Here is a 17,417-nt window from a genome sequence, read left to right as displayed (position 1 = left end):
GCAGGACCGGTGATTCATCGGGATGTTGCTGAACTGTTATTGCATCGGATCAGCGGCGAACATCGCAGCCATCCGTTCGCGATCATAGTCAAGCAACCACCCATTGAATCGTTCGTAACTGGGACGCAGTAGCGAAGGCCTGATTGCAACCAAATCCATACCACGGTCATCATAGACACGCATGGCAATACCTCTTGCAAGGTCTACAATGTAGTTGGCGGCCATATGAGGGAAAGAAGGTCTGATTCCCATTCCGTTCGCGACTGCCGCCCAGATCAAGCAGGAAATCTGCTCCGGGCCGTTACGAATCTCGAAGGAGAAAAGAAAGCGGCACCAGCCTGCCATCTCATCCGCGGCCTCGCCTGAATCTCGAGGAGGCATATATGTCGTCGCGCCATTTGCTATGGACAGGCCAATGGCCTGCGCGGTCTTACGCAATCGGAAAGGAATCTCTTCCCCGGAGCCACGGCTTCGGAAGGGAATGATCACGGTCAGCGTTTCAACACCGGCGAACACCTCAGACGCGATTAAACGAGCGCGGTCCATTGCCTGCAAGAAGCGCATCGGTCCCATTTCATGAGTGCCGCCTAACTCGAATCTGAGCGCGAAATCGCATTCGTAAAATAATGGCTGGGGGAAGTCGGCCCATCCGAATACCTGTTCGAGTCGCTGCACTGCTTTGATCCCATGCGCCGATGCTACGGGATCATCTGCGAAACTGCGAAGCTGAGCAATGTCCGCAAGGTTGCACCAACACATATGGAAAAAGAAAAAGCGGCCCCGCAGGACCGCTCTTCTCTGTTCTGAAAATACCCCGGGGGCGCCTTTTATGACCCCGTTCAGGGGTCAAAAAAGGCGGGGGGCAGAGCCCCCGTCCCAAGGCTTCAACCGATCGCAGCGGCTTTCACGTCGTCGTCGATCTTGTCGGCATATTGCGCGAAGTTGTCGCTGAACATGCCCACCAGTTTCGATGCCTGCGCGTCATAGGCCGAACCGTCTGCCCAAGTCTGGCGCGGGTCCAGCAGCTTGTCGTCAACGCCCGGAACCGAGACCGGAACCTCGAAGCCGAAATTCGGATCCTTGCGGAACTGCACGTCGTTCAGCGAACCGTCCAGCGCGGCGGTCAGCAGCGCGCGGGTCGCCTTGATCGGCATGCGCTTGCCGGTGCCGAAGGCGCCGCCGGTCCAGCCGGTGTTCACCAGCCAGCAATGTGCGCCGGTGGCGTTGATCTTTTCCTGCAGCAGCTTGCCGTAAACCTCGGGGCGGCGCGGCATGAAGGGCGCGCCGAAGCAGGTCGAGAAGGTCGGGGTCGGCTCGACCACACCCACCTCGGTCCCCGGCGTCTTGGACGTGAAGCCCGACAGGAAGTGATACATCGCCTGCGCCGGCGTCAGACGCGCGATGGGCGGCAGCACGCCGTAGGCATCGCAGGTCAGCATGATGACGTTTTTCGGCATCCCGCCCAGACTGTCCGCCGAGGCGTTCGAGATCTGGTCCAGCGGATAGGCGCAGCGCATGTTGTCGGTGATCGAGTTGTCCTCGAAGTCCAGCACAAGCGTTTCGGGATCATAGACCATGTTCTCGATCACGGTCCCGAACTTGCTGCAGGTCGCATAGATCTCCGGCTCGGCTTCCGCCGACAGGTTGATCGTCTTGGCGTAGCAGCCGCCTTCGAAGTTGAAGATGCCGTGATCCGACCAGCCATGTTCGTCATCGCCGATCAGCGTGCGCGAGGGGTCTGCCGAAAGCGTGGTCTTGCCGGTGCCCGACAGGCCGAAGAAGATCGCGCTGTCATCGGGGTTGCCGATGGCGTGGTTGGCCGAACAGTGCATCGGCATCACGCCTTTTTCCGGCAGGATGTAGTTCAGCAGCGTGAAGACCGACTTCTTGTTTTCGCCCGCATAGGCGGTGCCACCGATCAGGATCAGCTTCTTGTCGAAATTCAGCGCGATCACCGTTTCCGAACGGCAGCCGTGCTTGGCCGGGTCGGCCTTGAACGACGGGCAGTTGATGATGGTGAATTCGGGAACGAAGGTCGCCAGTTCCGCAGCCTCGGGGCGGCGCAGCAGGTGGCGGATGAACAGGTTGTGCCATGCCAGTTCGGTCACGACGCGGACGTCAAGGCGCAGCGCGGGATCGGCGCCGCCGAACAGGTCCTGAACGAAATAGTCCTTGCCCTTCATATGGGCCAGCATGTCGGCGTAAAGCACGTCGAAAGCCTCGGGGGCCATCGGCTTGTTGTTTTCCCACCAGATCGAATCCTCCACCGAGGGCGTGCGGACGACGAACTTGTCCTTGGGCGAACGGCCGGTATGCGCGCCGGTCGAGACAAGGAACGTCCCGCCCAGACCCAGCTTGCCTTCGCCGCGCTGCAGGGCGGCGTCGATCAGCGCGGGTTCGACCAGATTGTAATGGACATTGCCAAGGCCCGAGATCCCCTGATCTTCGAGACGGCAATTCGGATTTACGCGCGGTTCGGACATGTCCTGCTTAACTCCTGATGATCGACGGGCCGTGGGGCCCAGCAGTTGGTTCGTGCTATAGCATGGCAATTGAGTGACGAAAGCGCACTTATGGACAAGTTTAGCGCAACCACAGGATGTTGGCGCAAACAATCATCAAATAGGGGTTTTGCTGGGGTTTTTATGTGCGCAGTTCCCATTGTTCTTCATTCAAACAAAGAAGCAGTTTCGCCCAATGGATGATAAAGCCCAAATCATGCTGCATGGCACCTGCGTGGCGGTGCAAAATCGGGGGTTAATGATTCTTGGCGCCTCGGGGGCGGGAAAATCGACGCTCGCGCTTGCGTTGATGGCTTTGGGCGCGGCTCTGGTCGCGGACGACCGCGTGATCGTGACCCTGCGGGACGGGCGTTTGATCGCGCATTGCCCCGACGCCATTCTGGGTCGGATCGAGGCGCGGGGCGTCGGCATTCTTCACGCCGCGCCCGCGGGACCGGTCGAACTGGCGCTTGTCGTCGATCTGGACCGCAGTGAACCGCAACGCCTGCCGCCTCACAGAAAACTTGATCTTCTGGGACGGTCCCTGCCTCTTGTCTGGGGGCGGGGGCGTGATCATCTTGCACCAGTCCTGTTGCAATATCTGATCGCAAGGCGTGCCGACCCCGAGGAGACTTGACCCCAGTGGCCATCGGTCGCCCTAAAGGCAGTGCCCCGAACCATCATGTCGATGCCCGCCATGACCACAGACATCAAGCCTGACGACCAGACCCAGCGGCTGGTCCTGATCACCGGCCCATCCGGGGCCGGGCGCTCGACCGCGATCAACGTGCTGGAAGATCTGGGTTACGAGGCAATCGACAATCTGCCTTTGTCGCTGGTGCCGCGCTTGCTGGACGGGCCTGCGCGGCCGGTTCCGCTGGCACTGGGGCTGGACGTGCGCAATCGTGACTTTTCGGCGGCGAACCTGATCGAACTGATTGATCGGCTGACCCGTCTGCCCGCTTATGAACCCGAGGTGCTGTTTCTGGACTGCGCCACCGAACAGCTTTTGCGCCGCTTCAACGAAACGCGCCGCCGCCATCCTTTACGGTCCGAAGGTGCGCCGCTGGACGCGATTCTGGCTGAACGCGACATGCTGGCCCCGATCAAGGCGCGGGCCGATGTGCTGGTCGATACATCCGAACTGTCACCCCATGACCTGAAGGCCGAGCTGGCGCGCTGGTTCGATACCGAGCCAGGGCGGCGGCTGACCGTCTCGGTCCAGTCGTTTTCCTATAAGCGGGGGGTGCCGCGCGGGGTCGATACGATGTTCGACTGCCGCTTTCTGGCAAATCCGCATTGGGAGCCGTCTTTGCGCCCTTTGAACGGGTGCGATGCTGCGGTGCAGGAATACGTCGCCGCTGATTCGCGATTCGCCGAATTCTTTGACCGCATTCTGGAATTGCTGCTTTTTGTCCTTCCCGCACATCTGGAGGAGGGCAAAGCCCATCTGGTGATCGGCTTTGGCTGCACCGGAGGGCAACACCGTTCCGTCACAATGGCGGAAAAAATGGCAGATGCGCTTGCGAAAGCAGGCTGGCAAGTGTCAACTAGACATCGGGAACTTGAACGCCGTGAAAAGGCGCCGGCACCTGCGGATGATGGCCAGAACGCCAGTCCCCGCGCAGTTTCGGCGTGAACATGCGGCAGACCATGCGTGGTGGGGAAATTTGATCGGAATTGTCATCGTGGCACATGGGGGGCTCGCCCGAGAATATCTCTCGGCGGTCGAGCATGTCGTTGGGCCACAATCGGGTATCCGCGCCGTGACGATTGAGGAAAACCATGATCGCGGCGAAAAGCAGGCCGAAATCTGCGCCGCCGCCGACTCGGTCGATACCGGGGATGGGGTCGTGGTGGTCACGGATCTGTTTGGCGGCTCGCCCTCGAACCTTTCGCTGATGGCGTGTCATGCGCGCAATCGCTCAATCCTATACGGTGCGAACCTGCCCATGCTGGTAAAGCTGGCAAAATCGCGCAAATTGTCGGTGGCGGATGCGGTAACGCTGGCCAAGGACGCGGGTCGGAAATACATCAACAGTTACGATGTGCTGCCTGCCGACATCATCCCCGTTCCAAGCCGCGCCGCCTCATGAATGATCTAAGCCACGGGTCAGTTACCCGCGAACTGCAAATCATCAACGAAAAAGGTCTGCACGCGCGGGCCAGCGCCAAATTCGTCGAAACCGTCGAGCGTTTCGATGCCCGCGCCACCGTCGAAAAGGATGGGATGAGCGTGTCCGGCGATTCGATCATGGGTCTTTTGATGCTGACCGCGCCGCGCGGCAGCACGATCCGCGTCACGACTAAGGGCGCGCAGGCAGGTGAATTGGCCGATGCCTTGTCCGCGCTGGTCGGGGATTACTTCGGCGAAGGCATGTAAGGGCCGCTGACTTGGCCCGTTCCTCATACCATCACGGCAATCTGCGTCAGGCGCTGGTCGAAGCGACCGTGCAACTGATCGAGGAGAAGGGCCCGCAAGCCTTTACTCTGGCTGAGGCTGCGCGTCAGGCGGGCGTCAGCGCCGCCGCGCCCTATCGCCATTTTGCCGGTCGGGACGAATTGCTTGAGGAAGTCGCCCGGCAGGGCTTCGAGGAATTCGCCGATCGGCTGGAAGCCGCCTTTGCCGATGGACGTCCCACAGCTTTGACCGCGTTCCTGCATATGGGCAAAGCCTATCTGGCCTTTGCCGCAGAACGGCGCGGCTCTTACATCGCCATGTTCGAATCGGGCATCTCGATCACCGGGAATTCCGGCCTGACCCAGGCTGCCGACCGCGCGCGTGGCGTGCTGGTGCGCGGTGCCGAAGAGTTGTTTCGCAACGCCACAGGGGGGCAGCGCCCGCCCGCCTGGATGGTCGCCGATCACATCTGGGCCATGAGCCATGGCGTGGTCGAACTGTTCAGCCGCGGCAAGCCGGGTGGCCGTTCGCCCATTTCGCCAGAAGACATGCTGGAAAGCGGGGCGCTGATCTATCTGCGCGGGCTTGGCGTAATTTCGGCATAAATTTTTGCACCCGACCCATTGAAGGCGGGCCAAGGCTCTCCATCTATGTAAATGTGATTAACATTCACATAGAGAAAGGGAGCCAAATGAACACTGACTTCGCCACACGCCCGTCCGTCATGGACCGGATCGGCACGGCCCTGGCCGCCATCCGCGACTGGCTGGATGAGCGTGGCAAGGGCGCCTGGATCGTCGCGATGATCCTGGCCTTTGTCGCGGCCTGGCCTGTCGGCCTTGCCATTCTGGGATATATGATCTGGAGCAAACGTATGTTTTCCTGCCGCCACCGCCATGACCGTCGCAGCCGCCACAGCAGCCAGTTCCAGTCCAGCGGCAACACGGTTTTTGACGCCTACCGCGAAGAAACCCTGAAGCGTCTGGAAGATGAACATAATGAGTTTCTGGACTTCCTGCAGAAGCTGCGCGAAGCCAAGGACAAGTCGGAATTCGACCAGTTCATGCAAAGCCGCAAGGAACCGCGCGAATTGCAGTCGTGATGCCAAAAGGGCCGGGTGATCCCCGGCCCTTCGCTTTTCAGTAAGAATATTCGCCGTAGATCTTGGACAGATCGCCGCCCCATTCGCCGTGATAGCGTGCCAGCAACTCATCCGCCGGAACCTTGCCGCTATCGACGCTTTCCTTCAGCGCGTTCAGGAAATGGGTTTCATCTGGGACCAGACCGTTCTGGCCGGGGCGCGCGCGGTTCTTCAACCCATGCTCGGCGATTTCCAGCACGTCGCGGGCGATGTCATGCAGGCGCAGCCCGTCATATTCGCCTTGCAGACCCTGACGCGCCGCCGCCACGCGCAGACCGTTGCGCTGTTCATGCGTCCAGCCCTTGCACAGATCCCATGCCGCATCCAGCGCCGACTGGTCATAGATCAGGCCGACCCACAGCGCGGGCAGGGCGCAAAGGCGGCGCCACGGGCCACCATCGGCGCCGCGCATTTCGATGAACTTCTTGACGCGGGCTTCGGGGAAAACGGTCGTCAGGTGATCGGCCCAGTCCGACAGTGTGGGGATCTCGCCCGGCAGCGCGGGAAGCTGACCCTTCATAAAGTCGCGGAAGCTTTGCCCCAGCGCGTTGATGTATTTGCCGTCGCGATAGACGAAATACATCGGCACGTCCAAAACGTAATCCACCCAGCGTTCATAGCCCATGCCGTCTTCAAAGGCGAAGGGCAGCAGGCCGGTGCGGGCCTCGTCCAGGTTCTGCCAGATATGCGCCCGCCAGCTTTTCATGCCGTTGGGTTTGTTGTCGAGGAAGGGCGAGTTCGCAAACAGCGCCGTCGCAACCGGTTGCAGTGCCAGCGCCACGCGCAGCTTCTGCACCATGTCGGCTTCCGACCCGAAGTCCAGGTTCACCTGCACGGTGCAGGTGCGATACATCATCTGCGTGCCAAGTTCGCCCACCCGGCCCATATAGTCGGTCATCAGCCGGTAGCGGCCCTTGGGCATCATCGGCATCTGGTCCTGCGACCAGACCGGGGCCGCGCCAAGACCGATGAAGCCGGCGCCCAGATCGTCGGCCACGGATTTCACCTCGGCCAGATGCTGGTTCACCTCGTCGCAGGTCTGATGGATGGTTTCGACCGGGGCGCCGGACAGTTCCAGTTGCCCACCGGGTTCAAGGCTGACATTCGCGCCGTCGCGTTCCAGCCCGATGATATGCCCGGCCTCGCGCACCGGTGACCAGCCATAGCGGTTGCCGATCCCTTCCAGCATCGCCTTGACGCTGGCCTGACCTTCGGGCGCGTCATAGGGCAGGGGGGCAAGGTCGGAATGGCGATAGCCGAATTTCTCGTGCTCGGTGCCGATACGCCAGCGATCCTTGGGTTTTTCGCCCGAGGCGATATATTCCGCCAGTTGTTCGGGACGCTCGATCGGGCCGCCGCCCTGTTGAGGAATGGACATCGGTGGCCTTTCGTTGCCTTTATCCGCCACAGGTGGCAATCCCAGCGGCTCAAGTCAAGCGGGGGCGATCCGTCCTCGTCCAAAGGGTCTGGATTGCGGGGCCGTCACTTGACAGGGCATTTGCGATGCGCCCCATGTCCACGCCCGGCAGCGCGGCAAAGGCGCTGGCCAGACCTTCGGCGCCCTTCGCCTCGACCGGGATCAGAAGGGCTTGACCGTCAAGGCTTTTCAGCCGCCAGTGCCGCCGTTCATTCAGGCGCATCAGCCGGATTTCGGACAGGTCGCGCAGCGGGATCTCTCCGCCCAGCACGCGGTCTGGGGAAAGATAGCGAATCGCGCCCTCATCCAGTTCGACCACGCCGGGGGCCGAGGCATTGCTGTGAAATCGCATGCGCCGCCGCGCGTCCAGCGCCCAGATGGCCGACGCGCCCGCGATCAGCGTGCCGACAGGCCACAGGATGAACCCACCCAATGAGAAGACCCAGATGCCGAAGGCCGTCGCGGCCAGCGCGGCAACCGTTTCAGCCCATGGACGCAGCTCGGGGCGGATCAATCACAGCTCCCGCGTCATGTCGCGATGGGGGATGCCGCCGTCCTGATATTCGGGACCATAGACGGTGAAACCCAGCTTTTCGTAAAAACCGATGGCATGGGTCTGCGCACCCAGCTTCGCGCGGGTGATGCCGGGGGTCTGGGCCAGTTCCTCCAGCGCGGCGCGGATCAGGGCCGCGCCGATGCCGGTGCCGCGTCCAGCCTTGCGCACGGCGACGCGGCCGATCTTGCCGGTTTCACCGTCGAACAGGATGCGCGCCGTGCCGATGGGTTGTCCGCTGTCGTCGCGGGCGATCAGGTGGATCGCATCGCCGTCGAGGTCGTCCCATTCCTCGGCTTCGGGGACCAGTTGCTCGACCACGAAAACTTCATGGCGGATCTGGCGGCAGGTGGCGATGTCTTGGGTCTTTTCGATCATGCGAAATAGCGTTCCAGAATGGTGCGATAGATGGCGGCAAGCTGGCGGACCTGATCTGCGGGCACACGCTCATCGACCTGATGCATGAAATGGCCCACAAGGCCGAATTCAAGGACCGGGCAGTGGTCTTTGACGAAACGCGCATCCGAAGTCCCGCCCGAGGTGGACAGGACCGGATCAAGCCCCGTCGCCTGCTGCACGACGCCGCGCACCAGATCGACAAAGGGGCCGGGGCGGGTCAGGAAGCTTTCGCCCGATACCTCGGTTTCGATCTCGAAGCTGACGCCGGTGGCTTCGGCGATCGCTGCGGCCTTGTCGCGGATCATCCGGTCAAGGCTTTCCGAGCTATGCGCGTCGTTGAAGCGGATGTTCACGGTGGCGCGCGCAAGGGCCGGGATCACGTTCGATGCCGGATTGCCGCAATCGACGGTGGTGACCTGCAGCCCCGAGGGATCGAAATGCTCGGTCCCATTGTCCAGCGGTCGGGCGGTCAGGTCATTCAGCAGCGCGACCAGTGCATGAAGCGGGTTTCTGGCCCGATGCGGATAGGCGGCATGGCCCTGAATGCCACGCGCCGCAATCTGCAACGTCATCGAGCCGCGCCGCCCGATCTTGATCATCTCGCCCATGCGGTCAGGGTTCGACGGCTCGCCCACGATGCAGACATCCATGCGTTCACCCGCAGCGGCCATCCAGTCCAGCAGGGCGCGTGTGCCGTCGCGGCTTGGGCCTTCCTCATCGCCGGTGATGGTCAGGATGATCGCGCCGTCTGGCGGGTTTTCCGTCACCAGCGCGACGGCTGCCGCGACGAAGGCCGCGACGCCGGATTTCATGTCGGTCGCGCCGCGCCCCCAGATCAGCCCGTCCGCCTCGTGCCCCGAAAACGGCGGATGGGTCCATGCGGCCACATCGCCGGGCGGCACGACATCGGTATGGCCGTTAAAGCCAAAGGTCCGTTCGGCCCCCTTGGCACCCCAGCGGGCAAACAGGTTCGGCGTGCCATTGCGGTCGATGCGCTGACATTCGAAACCCGCTTCGGCCAGCACTTCGGTCAGCAGGACCAGTGCGCCGCCTTCCTCGGGGGTGACCGAGGGGCAGCGGATCAGTTGCGCGGTCAGCGCGGCGGCGTCGGGGATATGGGTCATAGCGGCCTCCTGTCGTGGAGGCAGGGTTACACCGCGCGTCAGAAAAGCTCCAGCGCGCGCCGCAGCAGATTCAGGCCCGTCAGCACCAGCAGGATCAGCGTCCAGCGCCGGAACTGGGCGATGTCCAGCCGGTCATGCGCCAGATAGCCGATGGCCATGCCGATGATCGCCGGAATGACCAGCAGCGCCGAAAACGGCAGGCTGTCGGCATTTAGCACGCCGGTCTGGATATGGGTGACGCTAAGAACCGCAGCGCCCAGAAAGAACACGACGCCCTGCACGCGCATCTGTTCTTCCTTGGGGACGTTGGTGGACAGCAGGAATACGATCAGCGGCGGCCCCCAGATACCCGAGATGCCGCCGTAAAGCCCGCCGATGATGCCCGTGACGATCTCGGCCCGGCGCCGGTGATGCAGCGGCACCACCATGCTGCGCCCGGTCAGCTGCCAGACCGCATATAGCGTGATCGGCAGGCCCAGCAGCCCATACATCAGCCATTGCGGAATTAAGGTCGCAAGCCCCGCACTGACCGGGATCATCGCCAGTACTGCGCCGATATGCCAGCGATAGCTGACCACGGCCTGCCAAGCCGGACCCCAGCCATGCCGCAGTGCCTGATGAATGTTAGTGATCAGGACAGGCAGGATGACCGCAGCCAATGCCTGCTGCGCGGTCAGGAACGATCCAAGCACCGACACCATGATAATGGGCATCGCAAAGCCGATCGCGCCCTTCACGAAGCCCGCAAACAGCGTGACGGCAATGGCGGTCCATAGGTGAAAGGGATCAAGGCCGAACATGGCAGCATGGGATAACCGCTGTGCGACCGGATGCAAGCGGGATCGCGAAGGTTACAATCGTTCTTTTTATGCCAGCAATTGGCATGATAGTTGCGCGAACGCTGCGAAGCGGCTAAACATGCTGCATTGCCGCATAGGGGAAATGCCGATGAAGGATGCGCCTGCCATGGCCGACCAGCCCGCCGCCCTGCTTGATGCCGCCAAGGCCGCGATGCCCGGCCTTGGCGTGATTTTGACCGATGCGACCGAAGCTTTGCGCGCCCTTGTGGCACCAGCGGGCAAGCCTGATCCCGCGCTTTTGGACGAACATCAGCACGCGGCCCATGCGCTGTCCTGGCTGGCCACCTATGTCGAATCGTTGCGCCAGCTTACGGGTTGGGCGGACCGTCTGGCGCAAACGGTCGGCTTGGGCCGGGCCGAGGCGCTGATCCTGCAGATCGGTCTGGGCGAATACCTGTCCCAGATCGCGGGCGGCATCCCGATGAGCCAGACGGAATTCGCCCGCCTGTCGGATCTTGGGCTGGACTGGCAGCCCGATGCCGATTTGCGCCGCCTGATGGCCGGAAACACCCCTGCCGCACGTGCCGAACTTGTGGCCTTGATGCAGGAAAATCAGGGCCGTGCGACCTTTGGCGCCTCGGGTCTGGACGAGGAACTGGAGATGATCCGCGACCAGTTCCGTCGCTATGCCGATGAACGCGTGATCCCGAACGCCCATGAATGGCACCTGACGGATCAGTTGATCCCCATTGAAATCATTCAGGAACTGGCCGAACTTGGCGTTTTCGGGCTGACCATCCCAGAAGAATATGGGGGCTTGGGCCTGTCCAAAGCCTCGATGGCGGTCGTGACCGAGGAATTGTCGCGCGGCTATATCGGCGTAGGCTCGCTGGGCACGCGCAGCGAGATTGCCGCAGAGCTGATCCTGTGCGGCGGGACAGAGGCGCAAAAGGCGAAATGGCTGCCCGGTCTGGCCTCGGGCGAAATATTGTCGACGGCTGTGTTTACCGAGCCAAATACCGGCTCGGACCTTGGTAGCCTGCGGACGCGGGCCGTGCAGGACGGTGACGATTGGGTTGTCACCGGCAACAAGACATGGATCACCCATGCGCAGCGCACCCATGTGATGACGCTTCTGGCCCGGACCGACCCGGCCAGCAGCGACTGGCGCGGGCTGTCGATGTTTCTGGCCGAAAAGACCCCCGGCACGGATAACGAGCCGTTCCCGACCCCCGGCATGACGGGGGGTGAGATCGAGGTGCTGGGCTATCGCGGCATGAAGGAATACGAACTGGCATTTGACGGGTTCCGGGTGCGCGGCGAAAACCTGTTGGGCGGCGAACCTGGACGCGGCTTTAAACAGTTGATGGAAACCTTTGAATCCGCCCGTATTCAGACCGCTGCTCGTGCTGTGGGGGTGGCCCAGTCCGCGTGCGAGACCGGGCTGCAATATGCGCTGGACCGCAAGCAGTTCGGGCGCTCGTTGGTGCAGTTTCCGCGCGTGGCCGACAAGCTGGCCATGATGGCGGTGGAAATCATGATCGCCCGCCAGCTGACCTATTTCAGCGCCTGGGAAAAGGATCACGGTCGCCGCTGCGATCTTGAGGCTGGGATGGCCAAGCTGCTGGGCGCACGGGTGGCGTGGTCCTCGGCCGATAATGCGCTGCAGATCCACGGCGGAAACGGGTTTGCGCTGGAATACACCATCAGCCGCGTGCTGTGCGACGCCCGTATCCTGAACATCTTCGAGGGTGCCGCCGAGATTCAGGCTCAGGTTATTGCACGCAGGTTACTGGGGTAGCGGGAAAATATCGCCTCCGGCTGGACAGCGGGGGGCGTTCGGGCATTATGGCCGCAACATGACAGAATGGAGCCTCATATGACCCGTATCCTGACCCTTTCTGCCGCGCTGGCTGCCGTCACCGCGCTGGCCGCCTGCGAACCTGCCGCGCCGACCGATCCGGCGCATAACATCCCGACCGGGCAATATGTTCTGGTGGGGATCGGTTCGGATACCGTGCCCCAGCGCAATGTCGGCCTGACGATCGAGGCGGATGGCTCGCTTTCCGGGCAGGCGCCCTGCAACCACTATAACGCGCCCCAGACCGCCGAACCGCCGGCCTTCAAGCTGGGTGCGGTGACCAACACCCGCATGGCCTGTTCGGGCAATGCCGGCCGCCTTGAGAACCGCTATTTCGAGGCGCTGTCACAGGCCGATGGCATCAAATATGAGGGTGGCGTGCTGATCATCACCGGCCCGACCTACCTGACCTATGAGCCGGGCTACCGCAAGGAACAGTGATCACCGCTCTGCCGCCATCAGCCGCGCAACCAGTCTGGCGCGCGATGGCGGCAGGGGCTTGCCTGCGTGAAGCTCGGCCAGCCGGGTTTCCAGAAAATACCCCGTCAGCGCCAGGGCGTCCGCGACCCCGCCATTGCCGCGCCCGCCAAGCATCGCGGGCAAAGGCAACAGCTTGGGTGCCCAATCACCCGCCGCCTGTGCGCTGACCGCACGACCCGAACGCGGGCTGACATAGGCCAGACCGTCGCGCGATCCGGTCACGGCGCAACTGCCCAGATCAAGGCCAAAGCCCAACTCATCCAGCAGGCCCAGCTCCCATCGCAGATAATCCTCGGCCCATGGGTCGCCGGTATCCATGCGGTCCATCAGCGCCTCGGTCGCGTCGGTCAGGCGCGGATGGGGGTCGCGTTCGGGCAGGGCATAGGTCAGAAGTCCCGTCACCGCGTTGATGCCCGCCAAGGCATCGGCGCTGTTCAGCAGACCGGGACGGGCGCGCGCAGGTTCGGCGCTGAAGGTGCCCAGCTGATCCTCAAGCCGCGCCCGCCAGCGCAGGCTGATGCGATTGCCGGGTTGCAGCATGGCGGCGCGCTTTGCGCTGGCGCCGCCGGGAACCACCCCCGAGACCAGCCCCGCATCGCGTGCCAGCACCGTCAGGATCACAGCGTTTTCGCCGTGCCTGCGGGTCCGCATCACGCTTGCCTCACCGTGCCATTCCATGCATTCACCTTTCCTTCGCAATCACCCTGCCGCAAATTGGGCGGAATGGACAAGGAGACAGCCATGTTGAAACCCTGGATCGAGGCACAGGCAAGACTGGTAGAGATCGCGGCAGGCCGCGCGCCCGCCGATCTGGTGATCCGGGGCGGCGTCTGGGTCAATGTCCATACCCGCGAAACCATCCCTGCGACGGATGTGGCGGTGGCCTGTGGCCGCATCGCCTATGTCGGCCCCGATGCAGGCTCCGCGATCGGGCCGGAGACGCAGGTGATCGACGCGCAGGGACGCTTCATGGTGCCGGGACTGATCGACGCGCATATGCACGTGGAATCGGGGATGCTGACGCCCGCCGGTTTCGCCGCCGCCGTCATCCCGCATGGCACCACGACGATTTTCCACGACCCGCATGAGATTGCGAATGTCATGGGGCTGGAAGGCGTGCGGCTGATGCGGGACGAGTCGCTGATCCAACCCATCAGCATGTTCACGCAGATGCCAAGCTGCGCACCCTCGGCCCCCGGTCTGGAAACCACCGGCCAGCCCATCACCGAGGGCGAGGTAGCTCAGGCCATGGGCTGGGACGGCATCATCGGTCTGGGTGAGATGATGAACTTTCCCGGCGTGGCCGCAGGCGACCGCCAGATGCTGGCCGAGATCGCCGCAACCCGCGCCGCGGGCAAGACGGTCGGCGGACATTATGCCAGCCCCGATCTGGGCCGGCCTTTCCACGCCTATGTCGCGGGCGGCGCGGCGGATGATCATGAAACCACGACCGAGGCTCAGGGTATCGCCCGCGTCCGTCAGGGCATGGGCTGCATGATGCGGCTGGGCAGCGCGTGGTATGACGTGCAGACGCAGATCACCGCGATCACCGAAAAGGGGCTCGACCCGCGTTTCTTCATCCTGTGCACCGATGACAGTCATTCCGGCACGCTGGTCCATGACGGTCATATGGACCGCGTGGTGCGCCACGCCATCGACTGCGGCTGCGACCCGCTGGTCGCGATCCAGATGGCCACGATCAACGCCGCCAGCCATTTCGGGCTGGAGCGTGAATTGGGCAGCATCACGCCGGGGCGGCGGGCCGATGTGATCTTGACCAGCGATCTTGCGACCCTGCCGATCGAGCTGGTCGTGGCGCAGGGGCAGGTCGTCGCCGAAGCCGGGCAATTGCTGGTCGATTGCCCTCGGATCGACTGGCCCGATGCGGCGCGCAACTCGGTCCATCTGGGGCGGGCGCTGGTGGCCGATGATTTCGCCGTCGCGGCGCAGGGGCAGAGCGCGCAGGTCCGCGTGATCGGGGTGGTCGAAAATCAGGCTCCGACCAAGGCGCTGACGGCGGAACTGCCCATCACAGGCGGCGTGATTCAGGCGCAGGGCGATACCTGCCACATCGCGCTGGTCGAACGGCATCGTGGCACGGGCGGCGTGGTCAACGGCTTCGTGTCCGGTTTCGGCTATCAGGGGCGGGTCGCTGTCGCCTCGACCGTGGCGCATGACAGCCACCATATGATCGTGGTCGGAACGGACCGGGCCAGCATGGCGGCGGCGGCGAACCATCTGGGTGACATCGGGGGCGGCGTCACGGTATTTCGCGACGGTGTGGAACTGGCGACGGTGCACCTGCCCATCGCGGGCCTTATGTCGGATCAACCCGCAATGGAAGTGGCGCGCGATGCCCAAGCCATCGTCAAGGCGATGCAGAATTGCGGCTGCCAGTTGAACAACGCGGTAATGCAGCATGTTCTGCTGGCGTTGGTGGTCATCCCAGAGCTGCGCATCTCGGACCTTGGTATCGTCGATGTGCGCAGTTTTGAACTGGTCGATCTAATCGTCGATCCGTGATGTATCGCCATCGCGCGCGATGCTTAGGAATTGCGCGCGGGTTTGCAGCGTCTCGAACAATTCCGGCCCGGTCCCGGTCAGGAAGGTCTGGGCGGACAGGCCGGTGATTTCATCATAAAGCGCGGCCCGGCGGTCGGCATCCAGATGCGCCGCCACCTCGTCCAGCAGCAGGACCGGGCGCTCATCCGCCAGTGCGCGGGCGTTGGCCAGGATCAGCGACAAAAGCAGCGCCTTCTGCTCTCCGGTGGAAGACAGCGCGGCGGGCATGTCCTGCGGCCCCCAATGCGCGCCCAGATCGGCGCGATGCGGGCCGGTCAGCGTGCGACCGGCGGCCATGTCGCGGTCTCGCGTCTGGGCCAGCCGCGCGGTAATGCTTTCAGGGTCGGGATCATCTGCGCAGCCTTCGCCCGCCAGCAAGGTCAAATGGGCTGCGGGAAAGGCGGTCGCGGCCCCGTCCTGCGCCGCCATGATTCGCGCAATCGCGTCCAGACGGTTGCGGGTGATCGCCGCGCCCATATCGGCCATCTGCAATTCCAGCGCCCGATACCAGCCCGCGTCCCGCACCTCGTCGCGCAGAAGGCGGTTTCGTTCGCGCATGGCCTTTTCATAGCCAAGCGCGTCTTCGGCATGGGCGGGGGTAAAGCTCAGCGTCACGCGGTCCAGAAAGCGGCGGCGCGTTTCGGGCGCGTCGGTCCACAGGCGGTCCATCGCGGGTGTCAGCCAGATCACCCGCATCAGCCGCCCCAGCGCAAGCTGCGTGCTGGCCTTGTCATCGACCGTCACCTCGCGCGCGAGACCGGGCAGGGCGCGGGTCTGGACCTGCCGTTCGCCGATCAGCGCACGGATCTGCCAGCCGACATCCGGCCCCTTGCGGGCCTGATCGGCGGGCATGGCCCCACGCATTCCGCGACCGGGTGCCAGCATGGAAATGGCTTCAAGGATATTGGTCTTGCCCGCCCCGTTCGGCCCATGAATGGCGACAGGGCGGTGATCAAGCGTGATTTCCAGACGTGACCAGCTGCGAAACTGGGTCAGGTGCAGGCTGTGAAGCGTCACACGCGCATCGGCATGACGACATAGACGGCGCTGGTATCGCCGCCCTCGCGGATCAGCGCCGCATCGCCCGATCCGTTGAACAGGAAGACCGCATTCTCGCGGTCGATCTGGCCCGCGATTTCATGCAGGTATTTGGCGTTGAAGCCGATTTCCAGCGGCTCATCTGCGTAAGCCACGGGCAGTTCTTCATCTGCCGCGCCGCTATCAGGGGCGTTGACGGACAGCACCAGCCGGTCTTCGTCCAAGGCCAGCTTGACGGCGCGGGAACGTTCGCTGCTGACGGTGGCTACACGGTCCACGGCCTTGGCGAAATCGCCTGCATCCACCTCGAGCTTGCGGGTATTGCCCGAAGGGATGACGCGGCTGTAATCGGGGAACGTCCCGTCGATGACCTTCGAGGTCAGCGTGATCGTCGGCGTCGCGAAACGCACCTTGGTTTCGCTGACGGAAACCGCGATCTCGGTATCGTCATCATCCAGCAGCTTGCGCAATTCCGTGACGGTCTTGCGCGGCACGATGACGCCCGGCATGTCGGCGGCACCATCGGGCAGGGCGGCGTCGATCCGAGCCAGACGGTGGCCGTCGGTCGCCACGCAGCGCAGCGCGGGACCGTCTTCGCCCTGCGCCACATGCATATAGACGCCGTTCAGGTAATAGCGCGTCTCTTCGTTCGAGATGGCGAATTTCGACTTGTCGTAAAGCCGGCGCAAGATCGAGGCGGGGGCCGCAAAATTCGCCGAATATTCGGACGAGGACATGACCGGAAAATCCTCGCGCGGCAGCGTCGCAAGGCTGAAATTCGAACGCCCTGCCTGCACGGTCAGCCGTTGCGAGGCGGCGTCCAGTGTCAGTTGCACCAGCGCCCCATCGGGCAATTTGCGCGAAATGTCGTTAAGCATGCTGGCCGACACCGTGGTCGCGCCGGGCTGCTGGATCTGGGCGGTCGTGCGATAGACGATTTCCGTATCCAGATCGGTGGCGCGGAAGCTGACCCCATCCGCCGTCGCTTCGATCAGGACGTTCGCGAGGATCGGGATGGTGTTGCGCCGCTCGACAACGGACTGGGCCTGAGAAACTGCCTTCACCAGATCGGCACGTTCGATCGCGAATTTCATGGTCGGTCCTTATGTCTCTGTCGCGCGGCTGGCCAGAATATCGCCC

At 63.1% G+C, this 17,417-nt stretch carries 19 protein-coding genes; 9 read left to right on the top strand and 10 right to left on the bottom strand.

Annotated features, from left to right (window positions below; genetic code table 11):
• Positions 1-36: 36 nt before the first annotated feature.
• On the bottom strand, positions 37-675 hold the full coding sequence (locus tag FN835_RS07050; RefSeq protein ID WP_185958607.1) for a DUF3885 domain-containing protein: 639 nt from the start codon (positions 673-675) through the stop codon (positions 37-39).
• Positions 676-884: 209 nt separating this feature from the next.
• Complete coding sequence (locus FN835_RS07045; protein WP_142662497.1) at positions 885-2,483, bottom strand: phosphoenolpyruvate carboxykinase; 1,599 nt, start codon at positions 2,481-2,483, stop codon at positions 885-887.
• Between the two features lie 73 nt (positions 2,484-2,556).
• Here FN835_RS07045 and FN835_RS07040 point away from each other — a divergent pair, with 73 nt between their 5' ends.
• The 6 genes from FN835_RS07040 (at position 2,557) to FN835_RS07015 (ending at position 6,004) form a co-directional block, all read left to right on the top strand.
• Positions 2,557-3,138: an HPr kinase/phosphorylase gene (locus FN835_RS07040; RefSeq protein WP_342778589.1), complete on the top strand. Its 582-nt coding sequence runs from the start codon at positions 2,557-2,559 to the stop codon at positions 3,136-3,138.
• 51 nt (positions 3,139-3,189) lie between these two features.
• Positions 3,190-4,140: an RNase adapter RapZ gene (gene rapZ / locus FN835_RS07035; RefSeq protein ID WP_425467461.1), complete on the top strand. Its 951-nt coding sequence runs from the start codon at positions 3,190-3,192 to the stop codon at positions 4,138-4,140.
• A 31-nt stretch (positions 4,141-4,171) separates the two neighbouring features.
• Positions 4,172-4,597 (top strand): PTS sugar transporter subunit IIA, encoded by a 426-nt coding sequence (locus FN835_RS07030; RefSeq protein WP_142662495.1) that lies wholly within the window; start codon positions 4,172-4,174, stop codon positions 4,595-4,597.
• Entirely contained in the window at positions 4,594-4,884 is a 291-nt protein-coding gene (locus FN835_RS07025) for an HPr family phosphocarrier protein (protein WP_142662494.1), read from the top strand. Before FN835_RS07030 ends, FN835_RS07025 begins: the two co-directional genes overlap by 4 nt.
• Before the next feature lie 11 nt (positions 4,885-4,895).
• On the top strand, positions 4,896-5,507 hold the full coding sequence (locus tag FN835_RS07020) for a TetR/AcrR family transcriptional regulator (protein WP_142662493.1): 612 nt from the start codon (positions 4,896-4,898) through the stop codon (positions 5,505-5,507).
• Positions 5,508-5,593: 86 nt separating this feature from the next.
• Positions 5,594-6,004, top strand: coding sequence for a DUF2852 domain-containing protein (locus tag FN835_RS07015; protein WP_142662492.1), 411 nt, complete (start codon positions 5,594-5,596; stop codon positions 6,002-6,004).
• A gap of 37 nt (positions 6,005-6,041) precedes the next feature.
• On the opposite strand, the gene FN835_RS07010 is transcribed toward FN835_RS07015, so the two are convergent.
• Genes FN835_RS07010 through FN835_RS06990 form a run of 5 tightly spaced genes read right to left on the bottom strand, consistent with a single transcriptional unit; the run spans position 6,042 to position 10,336 of the window.
• Entirely contained in the window at positions 6,042-7,421 is a 1,380-nt protein-coding gene (locus FN835_RS07010) for a glutamate--cysteine ligase (protein ID WP_142662491.1), read from the bottom strand.
• A gap of 49 nt (positions 7,422-7,470) precedes the next feature.
• Positions 7,471-7,974, bottom strand: a complete 504-nt coding sequence (locus FN835_RS07005) for a hypothetical protein (protein ID WP_142662490.1) — start codon at positions 7,972-7,974, stop codon at positions 7,471-7,473.
• The gene (locus FN835_RS07000) at positions 7,975-8,391 is read right to left on the bottom strand and encodes a GNAT family N-acetyltransferase (RefSeq protein WP_142662489.1); all 417 of its coding nucleotides are present in this window, start codon (positions 8,389-8,391) and stop codon (positions 7,975-7,977) included.
• The gene (gene dapE / locus FN835_RS06995; RefSeq protein ID WP_142662488.1) at positions 8,388-9,536 is read right to left on the bottom strand and encodes a succinyl-diaminopimelate desuccinylase; all 1,149 of its coding nucleotides are present in this window, start codon (positions 9,534-9,536) and stop codon (positions 8,388-8,390) included. The genes FN835_RS07000 and dapE overlap by 4 nt, the downstream gene beginning before the upstream one ends.
• A gap of 38 nt (positions 9,537-9,574) precedes the next feature.
• Positions 9,575-10,336: a sulfite exporter TauE/SafE family protein gene (locus tag FN835_RS06990; RefSeq protein ID WP_142662487.1), complete on the bottom strand. Its 762-nt coding sequence runs from the start codon at positions 10,334-10,336 to the stop codon at positions 9,575-9,577.
• Between the two features lie 148 nt (positions 10,337-10,484).
• Between FN835_RS06990 and FN835_RS06985 the strand changes: the two genes are divergently transcribed.
• Positions 10,485-12,137 carry an acyl-CoA dehydrogenase family protein gene (locus tag FN835_RS06985; RefSeq protein WP_142662486.1) on the top strand — a complete coding sequence of 551 codons (1,653 nt, stop codon included), beginning with the start codon at positions 10,485-10,487 and terminating at the stop codon, positions 12,135-12,137.
• Between the two features lie 78 nt (positions 12,138-12,215).
• A complete protein-coding gene (locus FN835_RS06980) occupies positions 12,216-12,638 on the top strand; it encodes an META domain-containing protein (RefSeq protein ID WP_142662485.1) in 423 nt (140 codons plus the stop codon).
• On the opposite strand, the gene recO is transcribed toward FN835_RS06980, so the two are convergent.
• Entirely contained in the window at positions 12,639-13,355 is a 717-nt protein-coding gene (recO, locus tag FN835_RS06975) for a DNA repair protein RecO (RefSeq protein WP_142662484.1), read from the bottom strand. It abuts the gene before it with no gap.
• 63 nt (positions 13,356-13,418) lie between these two features.
• Between recO and FN835_RS06970 the strand changes: the two genes are divergently transcribed.
• Entirely contained in the window at positions 13,419-15,200 is a 1,782-nt protein-coding gene (locus FN835_RS06970) for an adenine deaminase (RefSeq protein ID WP_142662483.1), read from the top strand.
• Here the strand turns inward: FN835_RS06970 and recF are convergent.
• Together recF and dnaN are read right to left on the bottom strand one after the other, a co-directional pair.
• Positions 15,183-16,256 (bottom strand): DNA replication/repair protein RecF, encoded by a 1,074-nt coding sequence (gene recF / locus FN835_RS06965; protein WP_142662482.1) that lies wholly within the window; start codon positions 16,254-16,256, stop codon positions 15,183-15,185. The genes FN835_RS06970 and recF overlap by 18 nt on opposite strands.
• Entirely contained in the window at positions 16,253-17,371 is a 1,119-nt protein-coding gene (dnaN, locus tag FN835_RS06960; RefSeq protein ID WP_142662481.1) for a DNA polymerase III subunit beta, read from the bottom strand. The genes recF and dnaN overlap by 4 nt, the downstream gene beginning before the upstream one ends.
• Between the last annotated feature and the right edge of the window lie 46 nt (positions 17,372-17,417).

Source organism: Paracoccus laeviglucosivorans, from assembly GCF_900182695.1.
In the GTDB taxonomy this organism is placed as follows: domain Bacteria; phylum Pseudomonadota; class Alphaproteobacteria; order Rhodobacterales; family Rhodobacteraceae; genus Paracoccus; species Paracoccus laeviglucosivorans.
This window is presented reverse-complemented; position numbering and strand designations above follow the sequence as displayed.